Source organism: Methylobacterium adhaesivum (assembly GCF_022179065.1).
Classification (GTDB): Bacteria; Pseudomonadota; Alphaproteobacteria; order Rhizobiales; family Beijerinckiaceae; genus Methylobacterium; species Methylobacterium adhaesivum.
Window position 1 is genome coordinate 542,213 of record NZ_BPQD01000001.1, and the last position, 12,540, is coordinate 554,752.

A 12,540-nucleotide genomic window follows, 5' to 3' on the forward strand; every position below is an offset into this window, starting at 1 on the left:
CGTCGGCCTATCCGCCGTGCCGCAGGCGGTTTGCGAAGGCTTCGGCGTGCACGCGGGTGAGGGCCAGGAACGTCTCGACGATGGGGCCGCCATTCGGGGCGTGGAGGGCGTGAACGTCGGCCGTCGTGCCGAATTCGGCGAGGGGGCGGAACACCACCTGGTCGTGGCGAAGGCGGCCGACGAATTCCGGCACGATGGCGATGCCGAGCCCGGCGGCCACGAGGCTTACGAGGGAGGTCGCCTCGTTCACCTGCTGCGACACGCGGGGGGTGAAGCCGGCGCCGATGCACCGGTTCCAGAGGTCCTGGGCGAACTGCGATTCGTTCGGGTTCAGGATGACGAACGTTTCGTGCCGCAGGTCGGCGAGGAGGATATCCCCGCGATCCGCGAGGTCGTGATGCGCCGGCAGCACGACGCACAGCCGCTCGCGCCACGCCAGTTCGAGGGCAAGATCGGTCTCGGCGGGCGGGCTTCGCAGGAAGATCAGGTCGACCTGATGCGATTTCAGGGCGAAGATCTGCCGGTTGGGCGACATCTCGTGCAAGCGCAGGTCGACGTCGCCGTGCCGCTGTCCGAAGGCGTGGACGATCCCGCCCAGGGGCCCGGCCAGGATCGAGCCGGTCAGGCCGATGGTGAGGATGCCGGCCGTTCCGTTGCCGATGGCGCGGGCGCGGCCCATCGCTTCGTTGGACTTCTCGAGGATGGCCTCGGCCCGCGCGAGGAAATCGTGCCCGGCGCGGGTGAGGACCACGCGGCGCGTCGTCCGCTCGAACAGATCCGTGCCGATCTCGAGTTCCAGGGTGCGGATCTGCTGGCTCAGGGGCGGCTGCGAGATGCCGAGGCTCTCGGCGGCGGCCGTGAAGCTGAGATGCTTCGCGACGGCCACGAAGTAGCGCAGATGTCTGAGTTCCACAGACGCCATCCATACGAATTTCAGATCAGCTTAGACACAAGGAATATTTGACGTCTAGATATCGCCGGTGGATCGTGCGGACCGGTCCCTCCGAGGGCAGCCTGCCGCACCACGCCCCCGCGTGGCGTGGGTCTTGCTGAAATTCAGGGGACTTGCCGACGCACCGGAGCCGGGCGCCCGGCACGTCGAGGGTCTTCAACATTCAGAGGGAGGTTCGCATGAGGCGCTTCTTCGCGTCCCTGTTCGGGCAGGTCGTGGCCGCCCTCGTCCTCGGCGTGGTCATCGGCGTCGTCCGACCGGACCTTGCCGTGGCCCTGAAGCCCCTCGGCGATGGCTTCATCAAGCTCATCAAGATGGCCATCGCGCCCCTGGTGTTCGGCGTCGTCGTGCACGGCATCGTGGGGGCCGGGGACCTGCGCAAGGTCGGCCGCGTCGGGCTCAAATCCCTGGTCTACTTCGAGGCGGTCACCACCATCGCCCTCGTGCTCGGGATCGTCCTCGCCTACGTGTTCGAGCCGGGGCGCGGCATGAACGTCGATCCCGCCACCCTCGATGCCAAGGCGCTGGCGAGCTACACCGACCGGGTCGGCCAGGTCACCGGCACCGTCGACTTCCTCATGAAGCTGATCCCCACGACGGTGGTCGACGCCTTCGCCAAGGGCGACATCCTCCAGGTGCTCATCATCGCCATCCTGTTCGGGTCCGGCCTCGCGCTGCTGGGCGACCAGGGCAAGCCGCTCGCCGACAGCATCGAGCGCATCACCAACGTGCTGTTCAAGGTGATCGGCTTCATCGTGCGCCTCGCGCCGCTCGGCGTCCTCGGGGCCGTGGCCTTCACGGTGGGCAAGTACGGCATCGGCTCGTTGAAGCAGCTCGGCGTGCTGGTGGTGCTGTTCTATGCCGGCGTCGCGTTCTTCGTGTTCGTGGTGCTCGGCGCCATCATGCGGGCGGCGGGCTTCAGCATCCTCAAGCTCTTAGGCTATCTGCGCGAGGAACTGATGGTGGTGGCCGGCACCGCCTCCTCCGACAGCGTGCTGCCGCAGGTGATGCGCAAGCTCGAGCGCCTCGGCATCCGCGATTCCACGGTCGGCCTCGTGATCCCCACGGGCTACTCGTTCAACCTCGATGCCTTCTCGCTCTACCTCACGCTCGCCACCGTGTTCATCGCGCAAGCGACCAACACCGATCTCTCCTTCGGCCACCTGCTGCTCATCCTCGGCATCGCGCTCCTCACCTCGAAGGGCGCCCACGGCATTCCGGGCTCGGCCATCGTGGTGCTGGCCGCCACCCTCTCGGCGGTGCCGGACATCCCGGTGATCGGCCTCGTGCTGGTCCTGTCCATCGACTGGTTCGTCGGCATCGCCCGGGCGCTCGGCAACCTCATCGGCAATTGCGTGGCCACCGTGGTGATCGCCGCCTGGGAGGGTGATATCGACCGGGCGCAGGCGCACCGGGTCCTCGACGGCGACGTGCCCGTCGACACCACGGCGGCCCTCGACGCCCCCATCGTGACCGCCCGTCCCGCCTGACGCCCGGCTCCCCGAGACAACGGTTCGAGACACGCCATGAGCGCTTCCTCCTACAATCCGCCCTGCGGCGGCCTCCCGCCCCAGACCGCCCTCATGACCGGGCGTGCGGTGTTCACGGAAGCCTACGCCGTCATCCCCCGGGGGGTGATGAGCGACATCGTCACGAGCGTGCTGCCGTTCTGGGAGGGGGCGCGGGCCTGGATGCTGTCGCGTCCGCTCTCGGGCTTCTCCGAGACCTTCGCGCAGTACCTCATGGAGGTGGCGCCCGGCGGCGGCAGCGACCGGCCGGAGCCCGACCCGGAGGCCGAGGGCGTGTTGTTCGTGGTGGAGGGGCGCCCGAGCCTGACCCTGGAGGGGCAGAGCCACGGCCTGCGGCCCGGCTCCTACGTCTACCTCGCGCCCGGCGCCGCGTGGTCCCTGCGCAACGCCGAGGCCAGTTCCGCCCGCTTCCACTGGATCCGCAAGGCCTACGAGCGGGTGCCGGGGCTCGACGCGCCCGAATCCTTCGTCACCCACGAGAGCCGGGAGGAGCCCGCCGCCATGCCGGGCACGGACGGCGCCTGGGCCACCACCCGGTTCGTTTCCGGCGACGACGTGCGCCACGACATGCACGTGAACATCGTCGCCATGCGCCCCGGCGCCTCGATTCCCTTCGAGGAGACCCACGTGATGGAGCACGGCCTGTTCGTGCTGGAGGGCAAGGCGGTCTACCGGCTCAACCGCGACTGGGTCGAGGTCGAGGCCGGCGACTTCATGTGGCTGCGCGCCTTCTGCCCGCAGGCCTGCTACGCGGGCGGCCCCGGCCCGTTCCGCTACCTGCTCTACAAGGACGTGAACCGCCATGCCGGGCTGAAGCCCCGGAGCGCCCGGTGACCCCGCGGGGCGCCCAGGTGAGCGACCGCGCCGTCACGGCCGAACCCCTGACGGCCGCGGCCTTCGCGCCCTTCGGCCGGGTCATCGACCGGGATCAGGTCGCGCCCCGGCCCATGAACGCCGGCAAGGCCCGCCGCTTCCACGACCTAGCCGAGATCGCGGTCGCGGGGGAGGGGGCCCGGGTCGTCGTCGGCCTCGTCGAGGCCGAGCCCTATCCCGTGCCCCTGGTGGTCGGCCTCGTCGAGCGCCATCCGCTCGGCGCCCAGGCCTTCGTGCCCCTGAACGCCGCGCCGTTCCTCGTCGTCGTCTGCCCGGATGAAGACGGCCGCCCCGGCCGCCCGCGCGCCTTCGTCACGGCTCCGGGCCAGGGCGTGAGCTACGCCCCCGGCACCTGGCACGGGGTCCTGACCCCGTTCGGCGCGCCCCAGGATTTCGTGGTGATCGACCGCGGCGGCCCGGGCGTGAATCTCGAGGAGCACACTTTCGCGGAGCCCTGGACGATCCACCTGCCGACACGGGCCTGAGCGCCCGCGAGGAAGCGGGCCGCCTTCATCGGGCGGTGGGCCTGTCGTCGGATCGTCGAAGGAGGGAACCGTTTGGAGCGGGCGGCGGGAATCGAACCCGCATATTCAGCTTGGGAAGCTGACGTTCTACCACTGAACTACGCCCGCCCGCCGCTGTGAGGCGGTGCGACGCTTCGCGTCGCGGGGAGGACCATACCAGAGACGGTTGCGTTGTCCACGGCCTTGATGACGGGATGCGCCGCGTTCCCATCGGGGCCGGATTCCGATAGGGCGGAGGCGTGCCGGGCGGTCTCGCTTCCTGATCCCACGCCGCCCGCGATGCCTCGGCCCGCTTCCTCCGCATGACGGTTCGCCCCTGACGATGACAGACGCCCCCGCTTCGTCCCCGCCCGCCGGCGCGGCACGCCTCGTCCTCGCCTCCGCCTCGCCCCGGCGCCTCGCCCTGCTGCAGCAGGCGGGCATCGAGCCCGACGCGCTGCTGCCGGCCGACGTCGACGAGACACCCCGCAAGTCCGAGACGCCGCGCGAGCTCGCCCGGCGCCTGGCCCGCGACAAGCTCGCGGCGGCCGGCGACGTCGCCCGGCGGCGCGACGACATGCGCCAAGCCTACCTGATCGCCGCCGACACCGTGGTGGCGGTGGGGCGCCGCGTCCTGCCCAAGGCCGAGGTGGCCGACGAGGCGGCCGATTGCCTGCGCCTGCTCTCGGGGCGCCAGCACCGGGTCTATACGGCGGTCTGCGTCCTGTCGCCGAAGGGCACGCGGCGCGAGCGCCTGGTCGAGACCCGGGTGCGGTTCAAGCGCCTGTCGGGGCGCGAGATCGAGGCCTACCTCGCCTCCGAGGAATGGCGCGGCAAGGCCGGGGGCTACGCCATCCAGGGCCTGGCCGAGGCCTTCGTGGTCAAGCTCGTTGGCTCGCACAGCGCGGTGATCGGCCTGCCGCTCTACGAGACCCTGAGCCTTCTGGAGGGCGAGGGGTTTCCCGTGCGCGCCGCCTGGGGGAGCGCGGCATGACCGGCCCGCTGCCCTGGCCGCCCGAACTGCCGGAATCCTGCCCGATCTGCGGCAAGCGGACGAAGGCGGAGGTCCGGCCGTTCTGCTCGACACGCTGCGCCGACATCGACCTCGGGCGCTGGCTCACCGACCGCTACGCGATCCCCACCGCCGACGACGAGGACGAGGATGCCGTCCCCGAGGGGCGCGATGAGACGAGCTAAAACGCGAAAGAGGCCGGCTCCCCGTAGGACCCGGCCTCTTTCGTGATGCGGCCCGACGGGGTCGGGAGCGGGCGTCCCCCTCGGCCATGGCCAGGGGGGCGTCTTCAGGCCCGGATCGAGGCGCGACGGTTGTAGCCCAGGGCCGCGAGGGTCGCGACGGCGCCCGACAGCAGGTAGACGCCGACCCACGCGAGGCCGAACTCGCTCGACAGGCTGAGCGCCACCAGGGGCGCGAACGCGGCGCCGATGAGCCAGGCGAGATCCGCCGTGATGGCCGCGCCGGTGTAGCGGTAGCGGGTGCCGAGGTTGCTCGTCACCGAGCCCGAGGTCTGGCCATAGGAGAGGCCGAGAAGGCCGAAGCCCACGAGCACGTAGATCGTCTGCCCCACCTCGCTGTCGCCCACGAGCAGGGGGGCGACGATGCTGGCCAGGGCGAACAGCAGGATCAGGACGGCCGAGACGGCCACCAGGGTACGGCGCCCGATCTGGTCGGCGACGATGCCCGAGATCACGATGGCCCCGGCGCCCAGCATGGCTCCGGCGAACTGCACCATGAGGAACTCGCCCACCGAGCGGTTGGTGAACAGGTTGATCCACGAAATCGGGAACACCGTCACGAGGTGGAACAGGGCGAAGCTCGCCAGCGGCACGAAGGCGCCGATGAGGATGTCGCGGCCGTGGAACCGCATCGCCTCGAGGGCCGGCGTCGGCTCGAGTTCACGCTTCTCGATGAGGCGCACGAACTCCTCCGTCGCCACGAGGCGCAGGCGGGCGAACAGGGCGACCACGTTGATGGCGAAGGCGACGAAGAACGGGTAGCGCCAGCCGAAATCGAGGAAGTCGGCCTCCGAGAGGTTCGCAAGGAAGAACGCGAACAGGGCCGAGGCCAGCATGAAGCCGATGGGCGCGCCGAGCTGCGGCATCATCGCGTACCAGCCGCGCCGGTTCTCCGGGGCGTTGAGGGCCAGCAGCGAAGCGAGGCCGTCCCAGGCTCCGCCCAGCGCCAGCCCCTGTCCGCACCGGAAGGCCGCGAGCATCCAGATCGCCGTGGCGCCGAGCGTCGCGTAGTTCGGCAGGAAGGCGATGGCCGCCGTCGAGCCGCCGAGGAGGAACAGCGCGATGGTGAGCTTGACCCCGCGCCCGTGCCGCCGGTCAATCTCGAGGAAGATCGCCGAGCCGATGGGCCGCGCGACGAAGGCGAGGGCGAACAGCGCGAAGGAATAGATCGTGCCGGTGAGCGGCGTGGCGAAGGGGAAGAACACCTTCGGGAAGATGAGCACCGAGGCGATGCCGTAGACGAAGAAGTCGAAATACTCGGCGGCTCGGCCGATCACCACACCGATGGCGATCTCGCCGGGGGCGACCGTGTGGTCGCTGAGGGTCGCGTGTGCGTCGCGCTCCAGGGGCGTCGAGGACGGCACGGCGTAATCTGCGCTCATCGGGGGACGTATGCTCGCTCGCTTGAAGGTGGAGGAGGCCTCGCGTCGGCGCGGGCGGACCTCCGGATCTCGATCCTGATTATGGCCTGCCACCGGCCCACGTCAAAGCGCAAGGTCGGCCGGCGCGGGGCAGGGCGGCGATGAGCGTGGTGCCGTCCTGTCGCACCCGGCGGATTGTCCCGGCGGCGGGAAAGCACATTGCCTCGTGCGAGGGGGTTTGGCTATGCTCCGCACGCCTACCTGAGAGCATACCTTTCCCCTTGTCAGGCCGGCCGGTTGCAGCGCACTAGGCGGCACGTTCGACGTGGCGCCGCTGGGCGGCACGGCACGGGCGGCATCATCGAGTTCGCGTCTGCCCGATCCCATGACCGTCAGATTCCTTCGCACGCTCCTCCTTCTGCCCGTGTTCGGCCTCCTCTCGGGGTGCAACATGGTGCTCATGAATCCGTCGGGCGACATCGCCATGCGGCAACGCGATCTCATCCTGGCCTCCACCGGGCTGATGCTGCTCATTATTATCCCGGTCATCGCCGCGACCCTGTTCTTCGCGTGGCGCTACCGCCAGTCCAACACCGAGGCCGCCTACGATCCCGACTGGCATCACTCGACTCACCTCGAGGTGCTGATCTGGTCGGCCCCCCTGGTGATCGTCGTGGCGCTCGGCGCCCTGACCTGGATCAGCACCCACACCCTCGATCCCTACCGGCCCCTGAGCCGCATCGACGCGTCGCGGCCCCTGCCGGAGGGCGTGAAGCCCCTCGTGGTCGAGGTCGTCGCACTCGATTGGAAGTGGCTGTTCTTCTACCCAGATCAGGGCATCGCCACCGTCAATGAGATCGCCGCCCCCGTCGATGTGCCCATCACCTTCAAGATCACGGCCGCCACGGTGATGAACTCGTTCTTCATTCCCGCTTTGGCCGGACAGATCTACGCCATGCCCGGCATGGAGACGAAGCTGCACGCGGTGATCAACAAGGCCGGAATGTATGAGGGCCAGTCGGCCAACTACAGCGGTTCGGGCTTCTCGCGCATGAACTTCCGCTTCATCGGCCTGGATCAGGCGGGCTTCGACGCCTGGGTGGCCAAGGCCAAGCAGGCGAACAAGCCCCTCAGCCGCGACGCCTACCTCGAACTCGAGCGCCCGAGCGAGCGCGAGCCCGTGCGGTTCTACTCCTCCGTCGATTCCGGTCTCTACGGCCAGATCCTCAACATGTGCGCCGTGCCGGGCAAGATGTGCATGCACGAGATGATGGCCATCGACGCCAAGGGCGGCGCCGGCAAGGACAGCCACGCCAACCGCGCCCGCCTCGAATACGACAACCGCTACGCCGAGCGCGGCGACGAGGGCAACGCCGCCACGGTCGGCGGTTCGGGCCGCGAATCGCACAGCTCCGAGCAGCCCCAGGGCATGAAGCCGAAATCCATCGCCCCCGACGTGACGCCCCGCGGTGCCGCCGAGCAGCCGGGGACCGGGCATGACGGCCACGCCGGTCACGGGGATCACGGTACGTCCCCCAGCGACGGGCCGAGCGGCGCCGATCCCGTCGCCCCCGGTCAGCTCAACAAATAACGCGGACGCTCATCGTCGCCCGCGACGCCGTTCGGCACTCCTCTCACGAGACAGGCCCATGTTCTCCAATCCGGATCTCCAGAAGCTCCTGTTCGGGCGTCTGACGCTCGACGCCGTGCCCCTGCATGAACCGATCCTCCTCATCACCTTCGCCATGGTCGGCCTCGGCGGCGTCGCGGTGCTGGGCGGTCTCACCTATTTCCGCCTCTGGGGACCCCTGTGGCGGGACTGGTTCACGAGCGTCGATCACAAGAAGATCGGCATCATGTACATCGTGCTGGCCCTCGTCATGCTCCTGCGCGGCTTTGCCGACGCCCTTATGATGCGCGCCCAGCAGGCCATGGCCTTCGGCGACGTCGAGGGCTATCTGCCGCCGCATCACTACGACCAGATCTTCACGGCGCATGGCGTGATCATGATCTTCTTCGTGGCGATGCCGCTGGTGACGGGCCTGATGAACTTCGTCGTGCCGCTCCAGATCGGCGCCCGCGACGTGGCCTTCCCGTTCCTGAACAACTTCAGCTTCTGGATGACGGTGGCGGGCGCCGTGACCGTCATGGCCTCGCTGTTCGTCGGTGAATTCGCCCGCACGGGCTGGCTCGCCTATCCGCCGCTCTCAGGCCCGGCCATGAGCCCTGGCGTCGGCGTCGACTACTACATCTGGGCCCTGCAGATCGCCGGCATCGGCACGCTCCTGTCCGGCATCAATCTCATCGCCACCATCGTGAAGATGCGCGCCCCCGGCATGAGCATGATGAAGATGCCGATTTTCACCTGGACGGCGCTCTGCACCAACATCCTCATCGTCGCCGCCTTCCCGATCCTCACCGCCGTTCTGGCGATGCTGTCCCTCGACCGCTACGTGGGCACGCATTTCTTCTCGAACGACCTCGGCGGTAACCCGATGATGTACGTGAACCTCATCTGGATCTGGGGTCACCCGGAGGTCTACATCCTCATCCTGCCGGCCTTCGGCGTGTTCTCGGAGATCACCGCGACGTTCTCGCGCAAGCGCCTCTTCGGCTACGCCTCCATGGTCTACGCCACCGTGGTGATCACGATCCTGTCCTACCTCGTGTGGCTGCACCACTTTTTCACCATGGGCTCCGGCGCCAGCGTGAACTCGTTCTTCGGCATCACGACGATGATCATCTCGATCCCGACGGGCGCCAAGATCTTCAACTGGCTGTTCACCATGTACAAAGGCCGCATCGACTTCGACGTGCCGATGCTCTGGACCGTCGGCTTCATGGTGACCTTCACCATCGGCGGCATGACCGGCGTGCTGCTGGCCGTCCCCCCGGCCGACTTCGTGCTCCACAACTCCCTGTTCCTCATCGCGCACTTCCACAACGTCATCATCGGCGGCGTGCTGTTCGGGATGCTGGCCGGGATCACCTACTGGTTCCCGAAGGCGTTCGGCTACAAGCTCGATCCGTTCTGGGGCAAGACCTCGTTCTGGTTCTGGCTCACGGGCTTCTGGTTCGCCTTCGCGCCGCTCTACGTGCTCGGCCTCATGGGCGTGACGCGCCGCGTGCAGCACTTCGACGATCCTTCGCTGCAGATCTGGTTCATCATCGCGGCCTTCGGGGCGTTCCTCATCCTGCTCGGCATCGCCTCGTTCGCCGTCACCCTCGTGGTCAGCTTCCTCCGCCGCGAGGAGCTGCGCGACGTGACCGGCGACCCGTGGAACGGCCGCACCCTGGAATGGGCGACCTCCTCGCCGCCGCCGGACTACAACTTCGCCTTCACGCCCGTGGTCCACGACCATGACGCGTGGTGGGACATGAAGAAGCGCGGTTACACGCGTCCGGTCAGCGGGTTCCAGAAGATCCATATGCCGCGCAGCACCGCGGCGGGCATCATCCTCGGCGTGCTCAGCATCGTCTTCTCGTTCGCGATGATCTGGTACATCTGGTGGCTCGCGGCGCTCAGCTTCGTGGCGATCGCGGTGGTCGCCATCGGCCATACCTTCAACTACGCCCGCGACTTCTACATCCCCGTCGACGAGGTCGTGCGGACGGAGAATGCGCGCACGGCCCTTCTCGCGGAACGAGTCTGAACACCATGGCGGCGCATTCCACGGCGGCTCTGACCGCCGAAGACTTCCAGGGGCCGGGGGACACCCCGGTCTTCCTCGACGCCGAGGGCCGGCATCATCCCGAGAACGGGACGATGCTGGGCTTCTGGCTCTACCTCATGAGCGACTGCCTCATCTTCGCGGCGCTCTTCGCGGTCTACGCGGTCCTCGGGCGCAACTACGCGGCCGGTCCTTCGCCGAAGGACCTGTTCGATCTGAAGCTCGTGGCGTTGAACACCTCGATGCTGCTGTTCTCCTCCATCACCTATGGCTTCGCCATGCTGGCGATGGAGAAGGACGATCAGGACCGGATGCAGCTCTGGCTCGCGATCACCGGCCTGTTCGGCCTGTGCTTCATCGGCCTCGAACTCTACGAGTTCCACCACCTCATCCACGAGGGGGCCACACCCCAGCGCAGCGGTTTCCTCTCGGCGTTCTTCACCCTGGTGGGCACCCACGGCCTCCACGTCAGCCTCGGCCTCGTCTGGCTCGTGGTCCTGATGGTCCAGGCGCACATGCGCGGTCTCGGCGATGCCAACAAGCGCCGCCTCCTGTGCCTGTCGATGTTCTGGCACTTCCTCGACGTGGTCTGGATCGGCGTGTTCACCTTCGTCTACCTCATGGGAGTCCTTTGATGAGCGCCGCAACGGAGGACGCGCACGTCCGTGGCAGCGGCCATGAGGTGCACGAGATGCCGGGCGGGCACGGCTCGTTCCGGGGCTACATGACGGGCTTCGTCCTGTCGGTGATCCTGACGGCGATCCCGTTCTGGCTGGTGATGTCCGATGTCCTCGGCAATCCCCGCCTCACCGGCATCATCGTCATGGGCTTCGCCGTGGTGCAGATCGTGGTCCACATGGTCTACTTCCTGCACATGAACACGAAGTCGGAAGGGGGTTGGACGATCCTCGCCCTGATCTTCACCCTGACCCTCGTGCTCATCACCCTCGTGGGCTCCGTGTGGGTGATGTACCACCTCGATACCAACATGATGCCGGCCGACCACGGCATGCACATGCCCGCGCCCCAATCGATGCCGGTCGAGCCCGGCACGGCGGGCCCGGCGCCGGCGACGCATCAGCACAACCATTGACCGATCGTCCGGGCCGCATTCCATGAGTGCGGCCCGTTTCCGTTCCGGCCCCTGGTTATTCGGACTGCTCGCCGGCCTCCTCGCCGCCGGCCTCGTGGCCCTCGGCGTCTGGCAGCTCCAGCGCCGCGCCTGGAAGCACGACCTCGTCGCCCGCGTCGAAGCCCGCATCCACGCCGCGCCCGTACCGGCCCCCACGGATTGCGCAAACGCCGATTGCGATCCCTACCGCCACGTCTTCGCTGACGGCGTGTTTCGCCACGACCGCGAGACCCTGGTCCAGGCCGTCACGGAAGCCGGCGCCGGGTTCTGGGTGCTCACCCCCCTGGAGGGCGGGGACAGCCGGGCGATCCTGATCAACCGCGGTTTCGTCCCGACCGACCGGCGCGATCCCGCCACACGGTCGGCCGGCCAGCTCACCGGGCCCGTGCATGTGGCCGGCCTGCTGCGCCTCTCGGAGCCCGGCGGCGCATTCCTGCGCAGCAACGATCCGCCGGCCAATCGCTGGTTCTCGCGCGACGTCACCGCGATCGCGGCCGCCCGCGGCGTGACGGCCGCCGCCCCCTACTTCATCGACGCCGATGCGACGCCCAATCCCGGCGGCCTGCCGCTGGGCGGCCTCACCGTCGTGGCGTTTCCCGACAACCACCTCGTCTATGCCCTGACCTGGTTCGCCCTCGCCGCCATGGTGCTGGGCGCGGCGGCCTACGCCTTGCGCGACGCCGCCCGCACGCGACGGCGTGCCTGAGACACCGGGGCAGGGGAGGGGGCTTTTCGGACGAGGCCCGCCACCGCCGAACAGTGCGGCTACGGAAGAGGGGAGGGGGCACGCGCGCGACCCCTGGCACGCGCCATCCCCGTCACGAAACGGCGTTTGCGAGCGAATTCAGGGGTTTGGGGCGGGCTGTCTTGGACCTGTCGCAAAAAATGCGCGTGGCGGTCATTTCGCGGTTGACGGTGGGCGGGGCGGCCTCTAGAAGCCTGTTCATCGGCGGCGGCCAGCGGGTCTTACGGGATCTGGCGGGGCGGTTTGCCGGTCATCTTGGAGATTTAGCGGATGGATGATCCGGCTCTGGCTGGATGGTCCACTGTTTTTGTCTCTTGGATGTTGTTCTGTCGGTTGGATGGTTTGGCGGGTTCGCTGGATTGTCCAGGTTGACAGGGCGGCGACGGGGCTCTAGACGCTCCGAACCGCTGGGACGGCCCACCGATGGTGGGTTCGGTACCACGGTTTTCCAAGTCTGGCAACCGGGTTTCGTGTGGGCAACCACCGTCTGGTTGATCTTGAGTTTCCGGAGCGATCCGGC

12 protein-coding genes and 1 tRNA gene are annotated in these 12,540 nt (G+C 68.2%); 10 read left to right on the top strand and 3 right to left on the bottom strand.

The features are described 5' to 3' along the window. Positions 1–7: 7 nt before the first annotated feature. Positions 8–913, bottom strand: a complete 906-nt coding sequence (locus MFF01_RS02455; protein WP_238221559.1) for a LysR family transcriptional regulator — start codon at positions 911–913, stop codon at positions 8–10. A gap of 218 nt (positions 914–1,131) precedes the next feature. On the opposite strand from MFF01_RS02455, the gene MFF01_RS02460 reads away from it, so the two are divergent. From MFF01_RS02460 to MFF01_RS02470, 3 genes are read left to right on the top strand one after another with little or no spacing between them, the layout of a single operon-like run. Then, a complete protein-coding gene (locus tag MFF01_RS02460; RefSeq protein WP_238221560.1) occupies positions 1,132–2,442 on the top strand; it encodes a dicarboxylate/amino acid:cation symporter in 1,311 nt (436 codons plus the stop codon). 36 nt (positions 2,443–2,478) lie between these two features. Beyond that, the gene (locus MFF01_RS02465; RefSeq protein ID WP_238221562.1) at positions 2,479–3,315 is read left to right on the top strand and encodes a bifunctional allantoicase/(S)-ureidoglycine aminohydrolase; all 837 of its coding nucleotides are present in this window, start codon (positions 2,479–2,481) and stop codon (positions 3,313–3,315) included. Between the two features lie 17 nt (positions 3,316–3,332). After that, positions 3,333–3,839, top strand: a complete 507-nt coding sequence (locus MFF01_RS02470) for an ureidoglycolate lyase (RefSeq protein ID WP_238221645.1) — start codon at positions 3,333–3,335, stop codon at positions 3,837–3,839. A gap of 73 nt (positions 3,840–3,912) precedes the next feature. On the opposite strand, the gene MFF01_RS02475 is transcribed toward MFF01_RS02470, so the two are convergent. Further along, a tRNA-Gly gene (locus MFF01_RS02475) sits at positions 3,913–3,986 on the bottom strand. A gap of 214 nt (positions 3,987–4,200) precedes the next feature. Here MFF01_RS02475 and MFF01_RS02480 point away from each other — a divergent pair. Continuing rightward, positions 4,201–4,851, top strand: coding sequence for a Maf-like protein (locus MFF01_RS02480; protein WP_238221564.1), 651 nt, complete (start codon positions 4,201–4,203; stop codon positions 4,849–4,851). Beyond that, positions 4,848–5,054 (top strand): DNA gyrase inhibitor YacG, encoded by a 207-nt coding sequence (gene yacG / locus MFF01_RS02485; protein WP_238221566.1) that lies wholly within the window; start codon positions 4,848–4,850, stop codon positions 5,052–5,054. Before MFF01_RS02480 ends, yacG begins: the two co-directional genes overlap by 4 nt. A gap of 104 nt (positions 5,055–5,158) precedes the next feature. Here yacG and MFF01_RS02490 read toward each other — a convergent pair whose 3' ends face one another. Further along, positions 5,159–6,493: an MFS transporter gene (locus MFF01_RS02490; RefSeq protein ID WP_238221568.1), complete on the bottom strand. Its 1,335-nt coding sequence runs from the start codon at positions 6,491–6,493 to the stop codon at positions 5,159–5,161. A gap of 364 nt (positions 6,494–6,857) precedes the next feature. On the opposite strand from MFF01_RS02490, the gene cyoA reads away from it, so the two are divergent. From cyoA to MFF01_RS02515, 5 genes are read left to right on the top strand one after another with little or no spacing between them, the layout of a single operon-like run. Beyond that, entirely contained in the window at positions 6,858–8,063 is a 1,206-nt protein-coding gene (gene cyoA / locus MFF01_RS02495; protein WP_238221570.1) for a ubiquinol oxidase subunit II, read from the top strand. 58 nt (positions 8,064–8,121) lie between these two features. Then, positions 8,122–10,125 carry a cytochrome o ubiquinol oxidase subunit I gene (gene cyoB / locus MFF01_RS02500; protein WP_238221574.1) on the top strand — a complete coding sequence of 668 codons (2,004 nt, stop codon included), beginning with the start codon at positions 8,122–8,124 and terminating at the stop codon, positions 10,123–10,125. 5 nt (positions 10,126–10,130) lie between these two features. Then, the gene (cyoC, locus tag MFF01_RS02505; protein ID WP_238221576.1) at positions 10,131–10,778 is read left to right on the top strand and encodes a cytochrome o ubiquinol oxidase subunit III; all 648 of its coding nucleotides are present in this window, start codon (positions 10,131–10,133) and stop codon (positions 10,776–10,778) included. Continuing rightward, on the top strand, positions 10,778–11,236 hold the full coding sequence (cyoD, locus tag MFF01_RS02510; RefSeq protein ID WP_238221578.1) for a cytochrome o ubiquinol oxidase subunit IV: 459 nt from the start codon (positions 10,778–10,780) through the stop codon (positions 11,234–11,236). Before cyoC ends, cyoD begins: the two co-directional genes overlap by 1 nt. Positions 11,237–11,258: 22 nt before the next feature. Continuing rightward, complete coding sequence (locus MFF01_RS02515; RefSeq protein WP_238221580.1) at positions 11,259–11,981, top strand: SURF1 family protein; 723 nt, start codon at positions 11,259–11,261, stop codon at positions 11,979–11,981. Positions 11,982–12,540 lie beyond the last annotated feature (559 nt).

What these genes read in the sequence shown, in the direction of transcription:
- MFF01_RS02460 (WP_238221560.1), top strand. Translation starts at nt 1,132, where the DNA reads ATGAGGCGCTTCTTCGCGTCCCTGTTCGGGCAGGTCGTGGCCGCCCTC.
- MFF01_RS02465 (WP_238221562.1), top strand. Translation starts at nt 2,479, where the DNA reads ATGAGCGCTTCCTCCTACAATCCGCCCTGCGGCGGCCTCCCGCCCCAG.
- MFF01_RS02480 (WP_238221564.1), top strand. Translation starts at nt 4,201, where the DNA reads ATGACAGACGCCCCCGCTTCGTCCCCGCCCGCCGGCGCGGCACGCCTC.
- yacG (WP_238221566.1), top strand. Translation starts at nt 4,848, where the DNA reads ATGACCGGCCCGCTGCCCTGGCCGCCCGAACTGCCGGAATCCTGCCCG.
- MFF01_RS02490 (WP_238221568.1), bottom strand. Translation starts at nt 6,493, where the DNA reads ATGAGCGCAGATTACGCCGTGCCGTCCTCGACGCCCCTGGAGCGCGAC.
- cyoA (WP_238221570.1), top strand. Translation starts at nt 6,858, where the DNA reads ATGACCGTCAGATTCCTTCGCACGCTCCTCCTTCTGCCCGTGTTCGGC.
- cyoB (WP_238221574.1), top strand. Translation starts at nt 8,122, where the DNA reads ATGTTCTCCAATCCGGATCTCCAGAAGCTCCTGTTCGGGCGTCTGACG.
- cyoC (WP_238221576.1), top strand. Translation starts at nt 10,131, where the DNA reads ATGGCGGCGCATTCCACGGCGGCTCTGACCGCCGAAGACTTCCAGGGG.
- cyoD (WP_238221578.1), top strand. Translation starts at nt 10,778, where the DNA reads ATGAGCGCCGCAACGGAGGACGCGCACGTCCGTGGCAGCGGCCATGAG.
- MFF01_RS02515 (WP_238221580.1), top strand. Translation starts at nt 11,259, where the DNA reads ATGAGTGCGGCCCGTTTCCGTTCCGGCCCCTGGTTATTCGGACTGCTC.